The 18,889-nt window shown below is 70.3% G+C and carries 18 protein-coding genes and 1 pseudogene; 4 read left to right on the plus strand and 15 right to left on the minus strand.

All coding sequences use genetic code 11. The features are described 5' to 3' along the window. Positions 1-46: 46 nt before the first annotated feature. Positions 47-1,255: an MFS transporter gene (locus ACFCYE_RS00875; protein ID WP_376175659.1), complete on the minus strand. Its 1,209-nt coding sequence runs from the start codon at positions 1,253-1,255 to the stop codon at positions 47-49. A 106-nt stretch (positions 1,256-1,361) separates the two neighbouring features. Between ACFCYE_RS00875 and ACFCYE_RS00880 the strand changes: the two genes are divergently transcribed. Next, positions 1,362-2,930 (plus strand): SDR family oxidoreductase, encoded by a 1,569-nt coding sequence (locus ACFCYE_RS00880; protein ID WP_376175660.1) that lies wholly within the window; start codon positions 1,362-1,364, stop codon positions 2,928-2,930. Between the two features lie 34 nt (positions 2,931-2,964). On the opposite strand, the gene ACFCYE_RS00885 is transcribed toward ACFCYE_RS00880, so the two are convergent. After that, a complete protein-coding gene (locus ACFCYE_RS00885; protein WP_376175661.1) occupies positions 2,965-4,725 on the minus strand; it encodes an ABC1 kinase family protein in 1,761 nt (586 codons plus the stop codon). An 11-nt stretch (positions 4,726-4,736) separates the two neighbouring features. Next, positions 4,737-5,294 (minus strand): PadR family transcriptional regulator, encoded by a 558-nt coding sequence (locus tag ACFCYE_RS00890; RefSeq protein WP_376175662.1) that lies wholly within the window; start codon positions 5,292-5,294, stop codon positions 4,737-4,739. 141 nt (positions 5,295-5,435) lie between these two features. On the opposite strand from ACFCYE_RS00890, the gene ACFCYE_RS00895 reads away from it, so the two are divergent. Continuing rightward, positions 5,436-5,921: a DUF2975 domain-containing protein gene (locus ACFCYE_RS00895; protein WP_376175663.1), complete on the plus strand. Its 486-nt coding sequence runs from the start codon at positions 5,436-5,438 to the stop codon at positions 5,919-5,921. Further along, complete coding sequence (locus tag ACFCYE_RS00900; RefSeq protein ID WP_376175664.1) at positions 5,921-6,139, plus strand: helix-turn-helix domain-containing protein; 219 nt, start codon at positions 5,921-5,923, stop codon at positions 6,137-6,139. The genes ACFCYE_RS00895 and ACFCYE_RS00900 overlap by 1 nt, the downstream gene beginning before the upstream one ends. Before the next feature lie 82 nt (positions 6,140-6,221). Here ACFCYE_RS00900 and panB read toward each other — a convergent pair whose 3' ends face one another. From panB to ACFCYE_RS00925, 5 genes and pseudogenes are all read right to left on the minus strand, one after another. Beyond that, complete coding sequence (panB, locus tag ACFCYE_RS00905; RefSeq protein WP_376175665.1) at positions 6,222-7,091, minus strand: 3-methyl-2-oxobutanoate hydroxymethyltransferase; 870 nt, start codon at positions 7,089-7,091, stop codon at positions 6,222-6,224. Then, positions 7,088-7,471, minus strand: a complete 384-nt coding sequence (gene panD, locus ACFCYE_RS00910) for an aspartate 1-decarboxylase (protein ID WP_376175666.1) — start codon at positions 7,469-7,471, stop codon at positions 7,088-7,090. The genes panB and panD overlap by 4 nt, the downstream gene beginning before the upstream one ends. After that, positions 7,471-8,322 carry a pantoate--beta-alanine ligase gene (gene panC, locus ACFCYE_RS00915; RefSeq protein WP_376175667.1) on the minus strand — a complete coding sequence of 284 codons (852 nt, stop codon included), beginning with the start codon at positions 8,320-8,322 and terminating at the stop codon, positions 7,471-7,473. The genes panD and panC overlap by 1 nt, the downstream gene beginning before the upstream one ends. 283 nt (positions 8,323-8,605) lie before the next feature. Then, positions 8,606-9,397 (minus strand): annotated as a pseudogene (locus ACFCYE_RS00920) (DUF2520 domain-containing protein); the annotation flags it as partial. After that, a complete protein-coding gene (locus ACFCYE_RS00925; protein ID WP_264156075.1) occupies positions 9,354-9,719 on the minus strand; it encodes a cupin domain-containing protein in 366 nt (121 codons plus the stop codon). The gene ACFCYE_RS00925 and the pseudogene ACFCYE_RS00920, both read right to left, overlap by 44 nt. 109 nt (positions 9,720-9,828) lie before the next feature. Between ACFCYE_RS00925 and ACFCYE_RS00930 the strand changes: the two genes are divergently transcribed. After that, positions 9,829-11,700, plus strand: coding sequence for a glycoside hydrolase family 127 protein (locus tag ACFCYE_RS00930; RefSeq protein WP_376175668.1), 1,872 nt, complete (start codon positions 9,829-9,831; stop codon positions 11,698-11,700). 63 nt (positions 11,701-11,763) lie between these two features. Here the strand turns inward: ACFCYE_RS00930 and ACFCYE_RS00935 are convergent, their stop codons facing one another. From ACFCYE_RS00935 to ACFCYE_RS00965, 7 genes are all read right to left on the minus strand, one after another. Next, entirely contained in the window at positions 11,764-13,209 is a 1,446-nt protein-coding gene (locus ACFCYE_RS00935) for an aldehyde dehydrogenase (NADP(+)) (protein WP_376175669.1), read from the minus strand. A gap of 2 nt (positions 13,210-13,211) precedes the next feature. Next, complete coding sequence (locus ACFCYE_RS00940) at positions 13,212-14,687, minus strand: FAD-dependent oxidoreductase (protein WP_376175670.1); 1,476 nt, start codon at positions 14,685-14,687, stop codon at positions 13,212-13,214. Continuing rightward, positions 14,680-14,973, minus strand: a complete 294-nt coding sequence (locus ACFCYE_RS00945) for a (2Fe-2S)-binding protein (RefSeq protein ID WP_376175671.1) — start codon at positions 14,971-14,973, stop codon at positions 14,680-14,682. The genes ACFCYE_RS00940 and ACFCYE_RS00945 overlap by 8 nt, the downstream gene beginning before the upstream one ends. Next, positions 14,970-16,136 carry an NAD(P)/FAD-dependent oxidoreductase gene (locus tag ACFCYE_RS00950; RefSeq protein WP_376175672.1) on the minus strand — a complete coding sequence of 389 codons (1,167 nt, stop codon included), beginning with the start codon at positions 16,134-16,136 and terminating at the stop codon, positions 14,970-14,972. Before ACFCYE_RS00950 ends, ACFCYE_RS00945 begins: the two co-directional genes overlap by 4 nt. Then, on the minus strand, positions 16,133-16,840 hold the full coding sequence (locus ACFCYE_RS00955) for a GntR family transcriptional regulator (RefSeq protein WP_376175673.1): 708 nt from the start codon (positions 16,838-16,840) through the stop codon (positions 16,133-16,135). The genes ACFCYE_RS00950 and ACFCYE_RS00955 overlap by 4 nt, the downstream gene beginning before the upstream one ends. A 93-nt stretch (positions 16,841-16,933) precedes the next feature. Then, positions 16,934-17,935 carry a proline racemase family protein gene (locus ACFCYE_RS00960; protein ID WP_376175674.1) on the minus strand — a complete coding sequence of 334 codons (1,002 nt, stop codon included), beginning with the start codon at positions 17,933-17,935 and terminating at the stop codon, positions 16,934-16,936. A 12-nt stretch (positions 17,936-17,947) separates the two neighbouring features. Beyond that, positions 17,948-18,856: a dihydrodipicolinate synthase family protein gene (locus ACFCYE_RS00965; RefSeq protein ID WP_376175675.1), complete on the minus strand. Its 909-nt coding sequence runs from the start codon at positions 18,854-18,856 to the stop codon at positions 17,948-17,950. Positions 18,857-18,889: the final 33 nt, after the last annotated feature.

Consider the following 18,889-nt stretch of genomic DNA (forward strand, 5'->3'; position numbering starts at 1 on the left):
CATTTGCCTGCTCCGAATCGGCCGAAACCGAGCAGACAGAGTGACATCAACGCGAGGCGGGGCGCTTCTCCAGCACGCCGGCGAGCGCGAACGCGACCAGTCCGGCGATCGGTGCGACCAGGAGCCCCGCCTGCAGGCTGACCGTCTCGGCGATGAACCCGACGAACGGCGGTGACAGCAGGAACCCCAGTCGCAGCAGCCACGACACCACGGTGAGCCCGACGCCGTGCCGGAGCCCCGGGAGCTCGTCGGCCGCGTGCATCGCCGCCGGGATCAGCGTCGCGATGCCGAACCCGACCGCCGCGAACCCGGCGATCGTCCCAGGCACGCTCGGGAAGGCCAGCGCGAAGCCCATGCCGACCGCAGCGATGAGCCCGCCGACCCGGGCGACAGCGCGCTGACCGAAGCGGTCGACCAGGCCATCGCCGAGCAGGCGTCCGATGAACTGCGCCCCGACGAGCGCGATGAATCCGAGCGACGCGATCGCCGCCGGCGCCCCGAGCGACTCGGACAGGTAGAGCGTCGCCCACGTGTTCCCCGCATCTTCGGCGACAGCGCCCGCCATCGCGATGAGGGTGAGGGCGACGAGCATCCACACGGTGCGCGGGCTGACGCCTCGACGCACGGCCCCCTGGATCTCGGGGACATGGGCCACGGCATCCTCGACCGCCTCTTCGTCGCGTCCGGGCAGGCAGAATCTCAGCGCGACGAGGGCGACCAACGCGAACACCGCGGTCGAGATCGACAGATGGATGCCGACGGGAACGCGCAAGGCGATCGCCGCGGCCGCCATGCCGCCGCCGAGGACGGCGCCGATCGACCAGATCGCGTGGAAGGAATTGATGATCGAGCGCCCGTAGCGCTTCTGCACCCGAAGGCCGTGGGCGTTCTGCGCGACGTCGGTGATGGCATCCGATGCCCCGCCGAGGAAGAGCGCGAGGGCGAACAGCACCGCGGACGGCGCGAAGGCCGCGGACAGCAACCCGAGACCGGTGAGCACCGTGCCGATCACCGCGACGCGCGCCGAGCCGAGGCGCCGGATCAGGACGGCGGCGGCGAGCCCCGCGACGATCGCACCGGCCGGGAAAGCCGCCACCGAGACTCCGTAGGCGATGTTGTCCAGCCCCAGGGCGGCCTTGATCTCGGGGTAGCGCGGCAGGATGTTGGCGAACAGCGCGCCATTCGTCAGGAACAGCGCCGAGACGGCGATGCGTGCGCGTCGCGTCGCGCCGTCCGGGGCGGGTGCAGAAGCCATGCGTACAAGCGTACATGTGGCAGAGCGGTGAACCGTCCGGCAACCACAGATCGGAATCGAACGCAACCGCGTCGCCGACTCGACGGCCGCCGCCTACGCTCAGGACATGACCGAGCTCACCCAGCCCACCGGCCGCGAGAACGCACTGCGCGCTCTCCCCCGCGAAGACGGCAGCGCACCCCGCGCGCTCGTCCTCGGTGCGACCGGCTACATCGGCGGCCGCCTGACACCGCGCTTGCTGAACGCCGGCTACCACGTGCGGGTGCTCGCCCGCGATGCCGCACGCGCGGCATCCTTCCCGTGGGGACCGGACTGCGAGATCGTGGAGGGTTCGGCTGACGACGTGGATGCCGTCCGCACCGCGATGGCGGACGTCGACGTCGTCTACTACCTGATCCACTCGATGGGCGCCGGCAAGGGCTTCGAGGATGCGGACCAGCGCGCGGCCACCACGATCGCCGAGGCCGCGAAGGATGCCGGTGCGCGCCGCATCGTCTACCTCGGCGGCCTGCACCCGGACGACGTGAAGCTGTCGCCGCACCTGCGCTCACGCGTCGAGGTCGGCGAAATCCTCCTCGATTCCGGTGTGCCGACGCTCGTGCTGCAGGCCGGCGTCGTGATCGGATCGGGTTCCGCGTCGTTCGAGATGATCCGGCATCTGACCGAAGTGCTGCCGTACATGCCGGCGCCGAAGTGGGTGCGCAACCGCATCCAGCCGATCGCGATCCGCGATGTCCTGCACTACCTGCTCGGCGCAGCGCGGGTCGAGGCGAGCGTGAACCGCACGGTCGACATCGGCGGACCGGACGTTCTGCGATACGGGCAGATGATGAACGGATATGCCGTCGAGGCCGGCCTCCCGCAGCGCGGCATCGCGGCCCTCCCCGTCCTGACCCCCGAGCTCGCCTCGCACTGGGTGAACCTCGTGACGCCCGTCCCCCGCTCGATCGCGCGCCCCCTCGTCGCCTCGCTGCAGAACGAGTGCGTCGTCAAGAACGACGACATCGACGCGCTCATCGCGCCGCCCGACGGCGGCCTCACCCCGTATCGGACAGCGGTGCGGCTCGCGCTCGGACGCGTCGACGCCGACAGCGTGGAGACCAGTTGGCAGGATGCCGAGGTCTCGGGCGCGCCGAGCGACCCGCTGCCGACCGACCCTGAGTGGGCGGGCCGCACCGTCTTCACCGACGCCCGGTCTCTCAGAACCCAGGCGTCGGTGGATGAGCTCTGGCGCGTGATCGTCGGCATCGGCGGTGAGAACGGCTGGTACTCGTCGCCGTTCCTCTGGGCGGTGCGCGGCTGGATGGACCGCCTGATGGGCGGCGTCGGTCTGCGACGAGGGCGCCGCAGCCGCAGTCGCGCGCGCATCGGCGACGCGATCGACTTCTGGCGCGTCGAGGCCGTGGAGGAGCCGGATGCTGCCAGCGGCGGGCTGCTGCGCCTGCGCGCCGAGATGAAGGTGCCCGGCTCCGCCTGGCTCGAGCTTCGGGCGGTACCGGATGGTGAGGGCGCCCGCTACGAGCAGCGAGCAGTCTTCTTCCCCCGCGGCCTCACCGGTCGCCTGTACTGGTTCGCCGTGCTGCCGTTCCACGGCTCGATCTTCGCCGGCATGGCCGCGCGGATCACCGGGGCCGCCGAAGGGGCGAAGGCCGAGGCGGCGTCCGTCGACGGCTGACGGCGGGCGCCGATCCGGGGACACTGGGCCGCGACTACGTGCGCCGTCGCCCGCCGAACAGGGCGTGCAGCAGCGGCAGCGCGGAGACGCCGATCAGCACCCATCCGAGCACCGGCGCAGCGCCGCCGATCAGCAGGAGCGCGCCGCCGACGACGAGCGCCATGAACAGCACGGCCGAGACGACCCGCTTCCCGATGCCGACGAGGATATCGAGGCGCCGCTCGAGCCGGGACGTGTCGAACGACAGCGTGCCGTTGTCGGCGCTCGAGATGACGTCGTCGAGGCGCTTCGGCAGACGCCACAGGAGGCCGGCGTTCGCCGCCGCCTGCCGGCTGAAGTCCTGCACGAGGTTGCCGCTCTCATCCTGAAGCAGCTTCGCTGCGTACGGCTCGACCGGGTCCCAGATGTTGAAGGCCGGATCGAGCGCGCTGCACAGCCCCGAGGTGAGCGAGACGGCGCGGATGAGCAGCAGCAGGTTCTCCGGCAGCTGCACCGGGAGCTCCCGCACAGTGTCGGTGAACTCCGTCGCGAACCCGGTGAACTCGCGCGGATCGACGTCGCGCAGCTCGGCGAAGCCCATGCCGCCGAAGCGCGCGAACAGGGCCGTCAGCGCCCGCTCCAACTCACGCGTATCGGCGGACGGCAGCAGCACGCCGATCTCCTGCGCGGCGGCGACGAGGCCCTTGCTGTCGCGACCGGCGACGGCGATCACCAGCGTACGAAGGCCCGCGCGCAGGCTGTCCGGAACCGACGTCATCATCCCGAAGTCGACGAAGGTGAGGCGCCACGCGGGACCCCCGGCATCCGACGCCAGGGGCGTCACGAAGATGTTGCCCGGATGCGGGTCGGCGTGCACGAAGCCGTGCGTGAAGACCTGGTCGAGCATGACGTCGGCGAACACGTTCGCCACCTCGGTCGGATCGATCCCCGCGGCCCGAAGCGCCGCGGTGTCGTTGATCTTGATGGCCGTGACGTCCGAGAGCGTGAGGACGCGGCGGGTGCTCCGCTCCCAGACGACCTCTGGGGCCGAGACGCGCTGGTCATCGGCGAAATCCGCGGCGAACCGCTCGGCGCCGGCGGCCTCGTGCAGATAGTCGATCTCCTCGCGGCAGGTCTGCGCGAACTCCTCGACGAGAGCGGGGGCGTCGACGCGGTTCGAGACCAGGCGGATGCGGCTGGCCCACCGCGCCACCCGCCGCAGGGCGGCGAGGTCGGTGGCGACGATCCCGTCGATACCCGGTCGCTGCACCTTGACGACCACATCGCGCAGACCGGTGTCCTCGGCATCCTGATCCGACAGGCGAGCCCGGTGCGCCTGTCCGAGGGATGCCGCGGCCAGCGGCGTCTCGTCGAACCAGGCGTACGCGCTGGTCAACGGCACGCCGAACTCGGCTTCGGCGAGCGCGCGGATGTCGGCGAACGCGACAGCGGGGACTTCGTCCTGCAGGCCCTCGAGTTCAGCAGTGATCTCGGGCGGCAGGACGTCGAGGCGCGACGACATGAACTGCCCGACCTTGATCATGAGCCCGCCGAGCCCGACCGCGAGCGCATGGAAGCGACGGGCGAAGCGCTGCATGCGTGCGGCGCGCGTGCGGTCCGCATGTGAGGTCAGACCGAACCTCGGGAGAACGAGCTCGTACCACCAGACGATCAGGAACTCGCGGGCCGCGAATCCGACGATGCGGCGATAGCGGGCGCGGTGCGCGGGCGTTGCGCGCCCCGCATCCGGCGCGAACGGCGCCGCCGCGACCTGTCGCGGCGGCGTCTCGTCCACGGCATCCGACGTCGAATCCATGCACGCTCCGATCAGTCGGCGAGGATCGCGTACAGCTTACGGCGCGCCTCGTCGAGCACGTCCACCGCCTTCTGGACCTGATCGGGCGTGCCGGTGCGGGCGACCTGGGCGGCGACGCCGGCGAGCTCCATGCCCGCCTTGGGCAGGGCGGTGAGGTTCGCCGCCGTGCGTCCTCCGAAGGCCTCCCACGGAGCGGGCTTGTCGGCCGCGGCATCCGCTTCGGCCCGGCCTGCGTCGGTGAGCGAGTAGGTCTTGCGACCGTTCTGCTCTTCGGCGGAGATGAGGCCCTCGTCGGCGAGCAGCTGCAGGGTCGGGTAGACGGAGCCCGCGCTGGGCTTCCACGCGCCGCCCGTGCGATCGGAGATCTCGCTGATGATCTGGTAGCCGTGCATGGGCTGCTCGGCGAGCAGGGCGATGACGGCGGCGCGGACGTCGCCGCGTGCCATGCGCGATGCTCCGCCTGGACGCGGTTCGAAGCTCTGCCGGAACTGCTCGAACGCGTCGAAGATCGATGCTCCTGGACCGTTGGGGCCGAAGCCGAATCCGCCGGTGGGGAATGAACCGTTCATGATGCCTCCTCGTAGGTGAGCGATAGTCAACGATATGTCGTTGACGTCGACTTCGGAAGGGGTTCGCCGGTTTCGCAGGCTCTTCCCATATCGAACGATTAACGATAGATTCCTATTGTTCTTCGATGAAGGGTCGGAACCGTGGGAAAAGTGACCATCGGGGTGCTGCAGGTCGTGATCGCCCTGGCGGTGCTGGGATCCGTGGCGGTGCAGGCGCTCATCGTGCCGGCGCTCTGGCTCGACCTCGCGGAGGAAGAGCTCTGGGGCCGCATCGCGTTCGTGGGCATCATCGTGCTCGGCATCCTGACGATGCAGGTGTTCGCCGTCTCCGTCTGGATGCTGCTGACGAAGGTGAGGCGGGGGTCGATCTTCTCGGCATCCTCGTTCAGATGGGTCAATGCGATCATCGCGGCGTTCGCGACCGCGGCGGTGCTGGCTCTGGCACTCGCGATCCTGCTGGCGCCGGGATCCATGGCCCCGGGCATCGTCGGCCTGATCTGCGGCGCCTCGTTGGTGCTCGGCGGGATCGCCCTGCTCGTCGTCGTCATGAAGGCGCTGCTGCGTCAGGCGATCGCACGCGAGGACGAGGCGCGGGCGCTGCGCTCCGAGCTGGGCGAGGTGATCTGATGCCGGTGATCGTCGACATCGACGTGATGCTCGCCCGCCGCAAGATGGCCGTCGGCGAGCTCGCCGAGCGGATCGGGATCACGCCGACGAACCTCGCGGTGCTCAAGAACGGCCGGGCGAAGGCGGTGCGGTTCACGACGCTGGATGCGCTGTGCCAGGTGCTGCAGTGCCAGCCGGGCGACCTGCTGCGCTGGGTGCCGGAGGATGCTGGGGACTGAACAGCGTGCGGAGATCAGGAGGTTGTGCCGAGATCAGGACGATTCGGCCGCGATCGTCCTGATCTGGTGCCAGACGGCTGCGTCAGCGCCCGTCGAGCAGCTTCTTGAGCCGCGTGGCCTCGCCCCTCGCCATCGCGTAGGTGTGCTCGGGCGCGGGATAGGCGCCGCTGCGCACCTCATCGGCGTAGGCGGTGACACCGGCGATGGCGTCGGTGCGCAGGTCGGCGTAGCGCTTGACGAACCGCGCCGCTCCCCCGGCGAGGATGCCGAGCAGATCGTGGAACACGAGCACCTGCCCGTCGGCATCCGCCCCGGCGCCGATCCCGATCACCGGGATCTCGAGCCGTGACATGAGCGCCTCGGTGACCTCGGAGGGGACGGCTTCGACGACGAGCATCGAGCAGCCGGCATCCTGCAGTGCGACGGCGTCGTCGATCAAGGCGAGCGCCGCATCGGCTCGGCGCCCTTGGGCGCGGTAGCCGCCGAGCGACGCGGCGGTCTGGGGGGTGAGGCCGACGTGTCCGACGACCGGGATCCCGGCCGAGACCAGCGCACGCGCCCGATCGATCGACGTGCCGCCGCGCTCGATCTTGACGAGGTCGACGCCGGCCTCCTTGACGAAACGCTGCGCCGTCGCGATCGCCAGGGCATCGGATGCCTCGTACGAGCCGAACGGCAGATCACCGACGAGCAGCGGGCGATCGAGACCCCGCCGCACGGCCTGGGTGAGCATGAGCATCTCGTCGACGGTGACCGGGACGGTGCTGTCGTAGCCGAGCACCGTCATCGCGGCGGAGTCGCCGACGAGGACGACATCGACGCCCGCGGCATCCACGATCTGCGCGCCGGGGTGGTCGTACGCGGTGACCATGACGATGGGTTCGCCGGCCGCCTTCTTGGCGGAGAGATCGCGCAGCGTGAGGCGCCGTGTCGACGCGGGGCGCGCGCTCACGAGGCCACCAGCTCGCCGACGGCGTCGTCCACGCGGACGATCGCGTTCGCACGGTCGACGTGCACGACGACGGGCTCGTAGTCTTCGAGGTCTTCGCGGGAGTAGTCCGCGTAGGAGATGACGATGATCGTATCGCCGGTGTGCACGAGGCGGGCCGCGGCGCCGTTGACCTTGATCTCCCCGGAGCCCCGCTCGCCGACGAGCGTGTAGGTGACGAATCGAGCGCCGTTGTTCACGTCGACGACGTGCACCTGCTCGTGCGGCAGGATGTCGGCGGCGTCGAGCAGGTCGGGGTCGACGGTGATCGAGCCGACGTAGTTCAGGTCGCTGGCCGTGATGGTCGCGCGGTGGATCTTCGACTTCAGCATGGTGCGTCGCATCAGGCGTCGCCTCTCAGGGTGTGGTTGTCGATCAGACGGGCGGCGCCGACGCGGGCGGCGACGGCGAGGAGCGTGTCCCGGGTCGTGTCCGCGACCGGCTGCAGGGTCTCGGCGTCGCGGAGCTCGAGATACTCCGGCGTGATGCCGGCTTCCTCGAGGACGTCCGCGGCTGCGGCGCGGATCGCCGCGGCATCCCGCTCCCCGGCGTCATGGCGGGCGTGCGCGGCGTCGAGCGCGCGGCTGAGGGCGGTCGCCTGCGCGCGTGCGGCCGGGTCGAGGTAGACGTTGCGCGAGCTCATCGCGAGTCCGTCGGGTTCACGGACGATCGGGCACGCCTCGATGCGCACGCCGAGATCCAGGTCCCGCACGACGCGGCGCACCACGAGCACCTGCTGGGCATCCTTCTGTCCGAAGTAGGCCACGTCGGGGCGGACGATGCCGAACAGCTTGGTGACGACGGTCGCGACTCCGTCGAAATGGTGGATGCCGCGGCTCGCGCCGTCCAGCACCTCGGTGATTCCGGCGACGTGGATCGTGGTCGCGAATCCGTCGGGGTAGATCTCGGCCGGTTCTGGGGCGAAGAGGATGTCGACGCCCTCGGCTTCGGCGAGCGCGGCATCGCGGGCCTCATCGCGCGGGTAGGTGCTGAGGTCCTCGTGGGCGGCGAACTGGGTCGGGTTGACGAAGAGGGAGACGACGACGAGGTCATTGTGGGCACGAGCCTCGCGCATGAGCGAGAGGTGCCCCTCGTGGAATGCGCCCATCGTGGGGACGAGGCCGACGTTGCGCCCCTCGGCGCGCGCGGCCCGGACGGCGGCGCGGACCTCGGGGATGGTGCGGAGGATCTTCATGCATCTCCTCCACTCGTCCCTGCAGCGGGTTTCTCCGCTCGCTGAGCGAGGGAGCACCCCTTCTCCGTTCGTTGAGCGAGGGAGCGCAGCGACTGAGTCGAAACGCGCTCACCACGAGCGACCACCCCTGTCGCGTCCGCGAGCGCATCGAAAAGTACGTCGAGGTCCGCCTGCGCGGCGGCCTCGCGTTGGCGGGCGACGGTCGCGATGTCGCCGCGGGTGATGGGCCGGTCAGGGCCTCGCTCGCGCCGCGTGCGCGCCAGTTGTCCACGCTCTGTCGGACCAGCGGCCCGAGCAGGTCGCGGGCATCCGGAACGCCGGCGGACTCGGCGAGGTGCTCTGCGGCATCCAGTACGGTCAGGACGAAGTTCGAGGCGAAGGATGCCGCCGCGTGATAGCTCGCACGGTGGGCGTCGTCGACGGGGAACGGCCGCGCGCCGACGGCGCGGGCGAGATGCTCTGCCGCCTCGCGGGCGATCGGCGTGCGCCCGTCGATCGCGGCGCCGATGCCATGGAAGACCTCGGGCGACTCGGTGCCGGTGAAGGTCTGGAGCGGGTGGATGCTGAAGTCGACGCCGGTCAGCGGCGTGGCGCCCGAGACGTGGCCGAGCAGGGTGACGTGCGGTCGCGTGCGCGCCGCCGCGGCGGGGATCGCCGCATCCGGGACACAGAGGAGTGCGATGTCGCTCTGCGGAATCTCGTCGGTGCGGCCGAAGGGCCCGCGGACGTCGAACTCCGCAGCGCGCAGTGCCCGTGCAAGGACCGTGCCGAGGCGACCGGCACCGACGACGGCGATGGTCGCGTCCGGCGTGAGAACAGCGGCAGGATTCATGGCGGATTCCGGTTGGAAACGGGCTGCGGGGATGACCCGAGTATCCGCCTGATGCGGCAGCCGCTCCAAATCCGAGAGCAGAACGCCGCATGTAAGACAAGCTGCGCTTGCAGTTCTGCGTATTGAATCGCGTGAATAGTTATCACATCGACGCGAGGTGCTCGCTGGCGCCGCGACGCGACCTCCGAAACGGAAGGGCTCAGCCGAGTTCGCGCAGCTCTGAAGTGCGCTCGCCCCCGGCATCCCCGGTGTTGACCGTGCCCTGCGGCTCGAACAGCAGCGCGTGCACCTCCCCGTCGGCCTTCGGGCAGTGCTCGACACCCTTCGGGACGACGAACACGTCGTTCGGTCCGAGGACGACATCGCGGTCGCGGAGCTGGATGGTCAGCTCACCGCTGATGACCATGAAGAGCTCGTCGGTGTCGGGATGCGTGTGCCAGACGAACTCGCCCTGCAGCTTGACCACCTTGACGTCGTAATCGTTGATGCTCGTCAGGCGGTGCGGCTGCCAGTGCTCCGAGATCGCGGCGAGGGCGGTGTCGATGTTGCGGACGTCGGTGGTCATGGTTCGAGCGTAGGGGTCCTTCATTGACCGTTGACACCACCGAGGAGAGTACAAGTACAATTGCACCCGATGAGGCGCCACCCCACGTCTCGGAGAAGAGGTGTCGTCCGTGTCCTCCGCAGCCGCCAACAGCCGCACCGCCGTCGGGGTCACCCGGCATGGAGCGCGCAAGCCCCTCACGAGCGTTCCGGTCGTCACCGGTGGGCTTCTCCAGGTCTGGCACGAACGCAACCGGGACACGACGCTCCCACACGGCATCGCGATGCTCGAGGAGTACGGCAATCTCGAGAATCTCCGCCGCCTGACCGGCGAATCCGATGCCGGCTTCCGAGGGCTCCTGTTCATCGACTCCGACATCTACAAGACCCTCGAGGCGGCCGCCTGGGAGCTGGGCCGGGAGGACGACCAGGGCCTCCGCGCGTTCTTCGACACCACCGTCGACCTGATCGAACGCGCCCAGCAGGAGGACGGGTACCTCGACTCCGCCTACCTGCACCGCGACGGTCACCAGCCCTGGACCGACTTCGCACAGGGGCACGAGCTCTACTGCCTCGGACACCTGATCCAGGCGGCGATCGGCGCGCACCGCGCCATCGGCGACGACCGGCTGCTGGCCGTCGCCGAGAGCTTCGTCGATCACGTCGTCAACCGCATGGGCGCGGATGACGCGGTCGAGTACTGCGGGCATCCTTTGATCGAGACCGCCCTGGTCGAACTGCACCGAACAACCGGCGCCGCCGCGCCTCTTCAGCTCGCGGAGGCGTTCGTGCGCCGCCGCGGAGCCGGCTTCCTCGGTGGAGTGCTGTTCGGCGCCGTCTACTACCAGGACGAGAAGCCCGCGCTCGAGGCGACCACCATGCGCGGTCACGCGGTGCGCGCGCTCTATCTGAACCAAGGCATCACCGACCTGTACCTCGAGACGAGGCAGCCCGAGATGCTCGACGCGATGCTCACCCAGTGGGACGACCTCGTCCGGCGCCGCATGTACGTCACCGGGGGTACCGGCGCCCGCCACGAGGACGAGTCGTTCGGCGAGGCCTTCGAGCTGCCGCCGGACCGCGCCTACGCCGAGACCTGTGCGGGCGTCGCTCTGTTCGGCTGGGCATGGCGGATGTACCTGGCCACCGGCAGAGCGGACATCCTCGACGTCGCCGAGACCGCGCTGTACAACCTCGTCGCCGCGGGCATCTCCACGGCGGGCGACATGTTCACCTACGTCAATCCGCTGCAGGTGCGCGACGAGCGCCCGTACGGCGGAAAGGCACCGGATGCTCGACGCCGCTGGTTCAGCTGCGCCTGCTGCCCGCCGAACCTCATGCGCACGTTCGCCGCGCTCGAACAGCACATCGCCGCCGAACGAGAGGACGGCCTCGACATCGCCCTCTACGCGTCGGCCACCGTCACCGCGCTCGGCGCGACGGTGGAGATCGACACCGCGTACCCCGCCGACGGGCTCGTCCGCATCCGCGTGAGCGGAGACGCGGCCGACGGTCGCCGTCGACTCGCGTTGCGCGTCCCCGGCTGGGCCGCCGGCGCGACCGTCACGCTGCACCGGAACGGGACGCTGGCCGACTCCGCCGTCGAGGACGGCTGGATCCTGCTCGAAGACGCTCTGGTCGACGGCACGAGCCTCGAACTGCAGCTGCCGGTGACGCTCTCCGTCGTCCACCCCGACCCACGCATCGACGCCGTCCGCGGGACAGTGGCCCTGCGCCGCGGACCCGTCGTGTACTGCGCGGTCGGCGACGTGGATGATGTCACGATCGACGCCGCGACCCACGCGCAGGAGAGCACAGACGCCCGCGGGCCGCTCGGGCCGCGCCTCGAGCTGACCGCGCAACGGCGGACTCTGCCCGCCGGCGCGACGCTGTACGCCGCCGATTCGGCACTGGAGCTCGAGGATGCCCTGCTGCATCTACGCCCGTTCGCCGAGTTCGATGGTGGCGAAGCGATGCGGGTCTGGCTTCCGACCGCACGCTGACGGCCCTGCAGGGCGAGGAGAATCGGGCTGGCGGCGCGCCGCGAGCCCGATTAGGTCACCTAATCACGGTAGGACGAGCACACCGTCCACCCGCCGGACGATGCCCAGCGGATTGGCCTCCTTGAGAGCATCCGGAAGCAGCTCGTCCGGCACGTTCTGGTACGCGACCGGGCGCAGGAAGCGGGTGATCGCGGCCATGCCGACCGAAGTCGAACCGACCGCCGTCGCCGCCGGGTACGGGCCGCCGTGCTGCTGCGCCCACGTCACCGAGACGCCGGTCGGCCACTGGTTCCACAGCACGCGTCCGGCGCGGGTGGAGAGCACGGGGATCAGCTCCGCGGCGATCCCGTCGCCCGACTCCCCGATGATCGTCGCGGTCAGCTGCCCCTCCAGGCGCGATGCGAACTCGACCAGCTCGCTCTCGTCCTCGTAGGCCACGACGAGCGCGGCGGGTCCGAACATCTCGGTCATCAGCGTGTCCATGTGCGCACGGAACGTCTCGGACGTGGTGGACAGCAGGACGGGCGCGAGCGCATCGGTCCCCTCGGAGACCGCCTCCACGCCGTCGACCGCGCGCACGCCGGCGAGCGCACCCTGGAACCCGCTCTCGATGCCCGGGTTCAGCAGCGGACCGCCCACGGGGAGCTCCTGCGCCGCCAGCTCATCGCGCACGGAGGACGAGGCCGGGACGAAGAGCACACCAGGCTTCGTGCAGAGCTGCCCCGCACTGCCCGTGACAGACGCGACGAAGTCGTACGCGATGCCCGCGGCATCCTTCTCCGCCGCGCTCCGCGTGACGAACGCCGGGTTGGTGCTGCCGAGTTCGCCGTAGAAGGGGATCGGCTCGGGGCGGGCGTTGGCGATGTCGAACAGCGCCCGTCCTCCCCGCACCGATCCGGTGAAGGAGGCGACCTTGATCTCCGGCGCCTGCAGCGCGCGCACGCCCGCCTCGGTTCCGTGGATCGTCTGGAACAGGCCGTCCGGAGCGCCGGCGGCGGCGAGCGCCTCCACCACGGCATCCGTGGTCGCATCCGAGAGCTCGGGGTGACCGGGGTGCGCCTTCAGGACGACGGCGTTGCCCGCGGCGAGCGCACTCGCGGTGTCGCCACCGGCGACCGAGAACGCGAACGGGAAGTTGCTGGCCGCGAACACCAGGGTCGCGCCGATCGGCTCGAGCTGACGACGGAGGTCGGGTCGCGGAGCGCCCATCGGCCACTCCGCGTCGGCGTGATCGATGCGGGCGTCGAGCCACAGCCCCTCGGGGAGCATCGCGGCGAACATGCGCAGCTGGAAGGTGGTGCGCCGCAGTTCGCCGCGCAGCCGAGGCTCGGCGAGGTGCGTCTCGCGCTGAGCGACCGGGACGAGCTCGTCGGCGCGCGCATCCAGGGCGTCGGCAACAGACACGAGCGCACGGGCACGATCCGCGATCGACGCCTGTCGCCATTGCGCGGACGCGACAGCGGCCTGCGCGACGATCCGATCCACCTCGGCAGGCGATGTGGCATCCATGATCATGACTCCTCTGATGAAGGGTGATTCGGCACGAGGTCGGCGAGATCGCCGAGCGACACCGGCACGCCGATCTGCCGATTGGTGAGGGATTCGAGCGAGGGCGCACCGGCCGCGTCTCCGGTGTGCGCGGCGACGAGTTTCGACAGCGCGAAACCGCAGACCCGGCCCTGGCACAGCCCCATGCCGGGGCGCGCGGTCACACGCACATCGCGGGCGTCGTCCGCGCCGAGCCCACACACGGCGTCCGTGATCTCGGATGCCGAGACCTCCTCGCACCGGCACACAGCGGTCTGCGGTGTCAGCCACGTGCTCCATGCCTCGGGCACCGGGCTCGCTCTGTGCATGCCGATGGCGAAGCGTCGGCCGCGGCGGAGGCGGCGGCGATGGCGCTGCATCCGTCGCCGGTCGACCGGACTGCCGAGGTCCTGCGCGGCCGCGGCTCCGGCCAGCTCGCCCTCGGCGCACGAGGCGATCGCTCCGCCGACGCCGGTCACCTCGCCGGCCGCGAAGATCAGCGGGTTCGAGGTGCGGAGGTCGTCGTCGACGTCGATCACGAGCGACTCGTCGACGTCGACGTGCGTGCGCAGCCCGAGCCCGACGGCGACCTCGAGCTGTGGTGTGAAGCCCCAGCCGAAGGCGACGAGGTCGGCTTCGACCGTCCGAGACGATCCAGGCCGGACGCGGCCGGCGCCGTCGACGCGCGACAGCTCGACCGCGGACGCACGGCCCGCTCCGAGCACGGCAGTGACGACGGTGCGTGTGTGCAGCGGCACCCGGTGACGCAAGAAGGTCGCGGCGTACTGCGCGCCCTCCCAGAGCTTGCTCGGCTCCTGCAGCGCCCGCAGCGGCGTGGCCGCCCATCGCGACAGCGCATTGGCATCGCAGACCGCGACGACCTCGACGCCGGCGTCGGCGAGTCCGGCGGCGACGGAGAGCAGGAACGGCCCCGTGCCGGCGACCACGGCGCGGCGCCCGGCGGCGACCTGGTTCGCCTTCAGCATCGCCTGCACGCCACCCGCCGCCATCACTCCGGGCAGGGTCCATCCTGGTACCGGCAGCTGTCGGTCGTACGCACCGGTCGCGATCACGAGACGGCGCGCCCGTGTCGTGCGTGCCTCGGGCGGCAGCGCGTCGATGCCCGTGACGGGGCTGGTGCGCAGGGCGACGTGGTCGGCGAAGGCATCCGCTCGCCATACCTGGCGCCCTGCGAGGTGCGTGAGCCGACCTGCGCGGATGGCCTCGGCCAGCCGATCGCGCAGGTCCGTGTAATGCGCCCAGTGGTGGTGTCCGGTGGATTCGTCGGCGGCGAAGCTCTCGCGGTGGCGCTCATCGGGATGCCGCCAGAACTGCCCGCCCGTCTGCGCACCGGCATCCACGAGCACGACCGACAGGCCGAGCTCAGCAGCGACGACGGCCGCACTGAGCCCCGCGGGGCCGGCGCCGATCACGGCGAGGTCGGCGATGGGCTCAGTCATGGGATGCCTCCGGCAGCGGGAGCGGCTCGTCGGGGTCTGAGCTGCGCACGTCCTGGTCGGCGCGCGCCGCGACGAGGCACGCGCGCTGGGTGCGGGCGCCGTCGACCGTGACGAGGCAGTCGAAGCACACGCCGATGCCGCAGAACAGTCCGCGCGGAGCACCGTCCCTGCGCGTCGTGCGCCACGAGACGATGCCCGCGGCCGAGAGTGCGCCGCCGATCGTCTGACCGGGCACGAAGGGCACCGGTGCACCGTCGAAGCAGATCGAGTCGTTCTGAGCGCTCATGCGGCGACCACTCCTTCCAGGCGATCAGGGCGGAACGGTGCGAGATCGAGATCCGTCGGCTCCCCGCGCATCGACTGCGCGAGCAGCTTGCCCGTGCCGACAGACAGGCCGACGCCCGCGCCCTCGTGACCTGCGGCGTGCCAGAGCCCCGGCATCCGGACGTCCTCCCCGATCGCCGGCAGGTGATCGGGGCAGTACGGCCGGAATCCCGAGTACGCGCGCTGCACGCCCACGTCCCGCAGGGCGGGGAAGAGCCCGAGTGCGCTCGCGGCGATGCGCGCCACGGCGTCGGCCGAGAACGTGCGGTCGAAGCCCACGCGTTCGCGGCTGGCGCCCATGAGGATCGTCCCGCTGGGGGTGCCCTCCACGACGGGAGACACCTGCAGCCCGGCATCCGAACTGGCGACGTCGCCGACGTACTCGGCGGCATAGACCTTGTGATGCACGGTGACGGGCACCGGCTCCGTGACGAGCACGAACCCGCGCCGTGGGAGCACAGGGAGGTGCACGCCGGCGAGGGCCGCGAGCTCTCCGCTCCAGGGGCCGGCGCAGTTGATGACGGCCCCGGCCGAGATGCGTCCTGCGCTCGTCTCGACGCCTTCGGCTCGGCCGCCGGTGGTGAGGATGCCGTAGACCGCCGTTCTCGTCCGCACCTGCGCGCCGTGCTCACAGGCGAGTCGCAGCAGCTGATGAGTGGCCAGCAGCGGCTGGACCTGCGCGTCGTCGGGGTAGAACGCCCCGCCGGCGAGAGCGGGGTTGATGTAGGGCTCGAGTTCGCGGACGCCGGAGATGTCGTCGATCATGTCGGCGCGGATGCCGAGCGTGCGCTGATGCGAGACCAGCTCGGCGAGCGCGCGCATGCTCGACGCGCTGCGTGCCACGACGAGGCCGCCCTTGGCCTCGAACTCCCAGAGGTCGGCGTACTCGGCGAGATCCTCGCGCCACACGCGCTGCGAATAGAGCGACAGTTCGAGCTCAGGGCCGACCTCCTTGTCCGAGACCAGCACGTTCCCCTCGCAGCGGCTGCTCGTGCCGGAGGCGATCGAGCCGCGCTCCACGACGATCACGCTGAGACCTGCGAGGGCGGCGAAATACGCCGTCGCGGCGCCGACGACTCCCGCACCGACGATGACCACGTCGGCGCGTGCTGTCGAACTGCTCACTCCGCGGTCGCTCCCGCCCTGCTCTGCTCGCCGTCCACCTGGCCGGACCAGTCGCCGAGCACGTGCTCGATGTGGCGCGAGACGAGATCGCGCGCACGCGCGGCATCCCGCTGCTCGATGGCATCCATGATCGTGTGATGCTCCTGCGCCGAAGCGGCCAGGTGCCCGTGCTCGTGCAGCTCGGAGAGACCGAAGAGCCGCGTCTGCGAGCGCAGCGATGCGACGAGCGAGACGAGTCGCTCGTTGCCGGCATACTGCAGGAGCGCGAGGTGGAAATCGCTGTCGGCACTGAGGTATTCGACCAGGTCGCCGCGCTCGGCGGCCTGCACGATGTCGTCGGCCTGGCCGCGTAGCGCGGCGAACGCGCTCGCGGGGATGAGGGGGGTCGCTTTCTCGACCGCCGGGGGTTCGAGGAACAGTCGAAGTTCAGTCACTTCGGACAGGTCGTTCGGCGACACCTCGGTGACGAGGAAGCCGCGGTTGGGCATTGCGACGACCAGCCCCTCGCGCACGAGCTCGAGCATGGCCTCGCGGATCGGGGTAGCCGAGACGCCGAACTCCTCGCCGAGGCTCGGCGCCGAGTACACGCGCCCCGGCTGCATCTCTCCGCTGATGATGGCCGAGCGCAGCGCCCGCTTGACCGTGTCGCGGATGCTCGGTTGCTTGCTGAGGCGCACCACGCTGCGCGCATCAATTCCGGTCATGTGTTTCCCTCTTCCGGTCCACCCCTGCGGCGACCGCTGTTCGCCGGTGCCTGGCTGTCACGATATCGGCGCCGCGCGCCGCGCACGTCATGTTCACAGCACGAATCCCTGTGGGAACGGGTCGCTCGGGTCGAGCATGTACTGCGCGGTGCCCGTCACCCAGGCGCGCCCGGTGATAGTCGGGATGACCGCGGGGATGCCGGCGACCTCGGTCGCCTGGACGAGCCGGCCGGTGAAGCTCGTGCCGATGAACGACTCATTGACGAAGTCGACGTCCAGCGGCAGCTCGCCGCGGGCGTGCAGTTGCGCCATCCGTGCGCTCGTCCCTGTGCCGCACGGCGAACGATCGAACCAGCCCGGATGGATGGCCATCGCGTGCCGCGAGTGCAAGGCGGTCGACCCGGGGGCCTTCAGATAGACGTGGTGGCATCCGCGGATCGTGGAGTCGATCGGATGCACGGGCTCGCCCCGCGCTTCGATCGCGTCCATGATGCTCAGGCCCGCCTTCAGCAGGTCGTCCTTGCGGCTGCGATCGAACGGCAGCCCGATCTGCTCGAGCGAGACAATCGCGTAGAAGTTGCCGCCGAAGGCGAGGTCGTACTCCACGGCGCCGAGGCCGGGCACGTCGACGACCTGGTCGAGCGCCACCGCGAACGAGGGGACATTGCGGATGGTCACGCTGTCGGCGTGGCCGTCCGAGACGCGCACGTCGGCGATCACCAGGCCGGCCGGGGTGTCGAGACGGATCGTGGTGATCGGCTCGACGACGGGGACCATTCCGGTCTCGACCAGCACCGTCGCGACCCCGATCGTGCCGTGCCCGCACATGGGCAGACACCCGGAGACCTCGATGTAGAGCACACCGAAATCGGCATCCGGACGCGTCGGCGGCTGCAGGATCGCACCGCTCATCGCGCTGTGGCCCCGTGGCTCATTCATCAGGAGCAGGCGCAGCTCATCGCTGTTCGCCATGAACCACTGGCGCCGCTCCTCCATGGTCGCCCCGGGCAGCGTTCCGACGCCGCCGACGATCACGCGCGTCGGCATCCCCTCGGTGTGGGAGTCGACGGCGTGGAAGACCCGCTGTGCTCGCATGTTCTCTCCGGATCAGCGGTAGCCCTTGGCCAGAACGGCCTCGGTGTCGGCGATGATACGCGTGCGGACGTCGTCGGGCAGAGGCAGCCGGGGCGGGCGCGTCGTGATGCCGGCCGGTGCGACGCCGGCGACCTCCTGCGACAGCTTGATCGCCTGGACGAACCAGGTCTTCGAGTCCCAGCGCAGGAGCGCGTGCAGGTCGCGGTAGATCTCGTGCGCCTTGGCCCAGCTCGCCGGGTCGCCCGACGTCGCCAGGTTGTACAGCTCCACCGTGGATGCCGGAATCGCGTTCGGGTAGCCGGCGACCCATCCGCGGGCGCCGTTGATGCCCAGCTCGAGCACGACGTCGTCGGAGCCGATCGAGACATCGAGCCCCGGTGCGAGCTCGTGGATCTCGTAGGCGTTGCGCACGTCGCCGGAGAACTCCTTGACCGAGACGATCAGGCCCTCCTCGAACAGCTGCGCGAGCAGAGCTGGACGCAGGTCGATCTTCGTGTCGATCGGATTGTTGTACGCGAGGACGGGCAGTCCGACCGCGGCGACCCGACGGAAGTGATCGATGACCTCGGCGTCGCTCGCGCGGTACGCGTTCGGCGGGAGCAGCATGACGGCTGGGGCGCCGTGCTCGGCGGCGTGTTCGGTCAGGCGCACGCTCTCGAGCGCACCGTACGCGCCGACCCCCGGGATCACGGCGACGCCGGCGGGGGCGGCCTCGACGGCGGTCAGGTAGACGCGCTTGCGCTCCTCGTCGGTCAGCGTCTGGTACTCACCCAGCGAGCCGTTCGGGATGATGCCGGTGACGCCGTTGTCCGTCGTGAAGCGGATGTGCTCGGCGTAGGCGTCGTAGTTGACGGAGAAGTCGGGGTTGATCGGCAGCGTCGTCGCGAGATTGACGCCGTGCCACGGCTTCTTTTCATTCATGGATCGGTACTCCTGTGCTTTTCGGCGCCGGGT

The sequence above is a fragment of the Microbacterium sp. NPDC056234 genome (assembly GCF_042267585.1).
GTDB lineage: Bacteria > Actinomycetota > Actinomycetes > Actinomycetales > Microbacteriaceae > Microbacterium.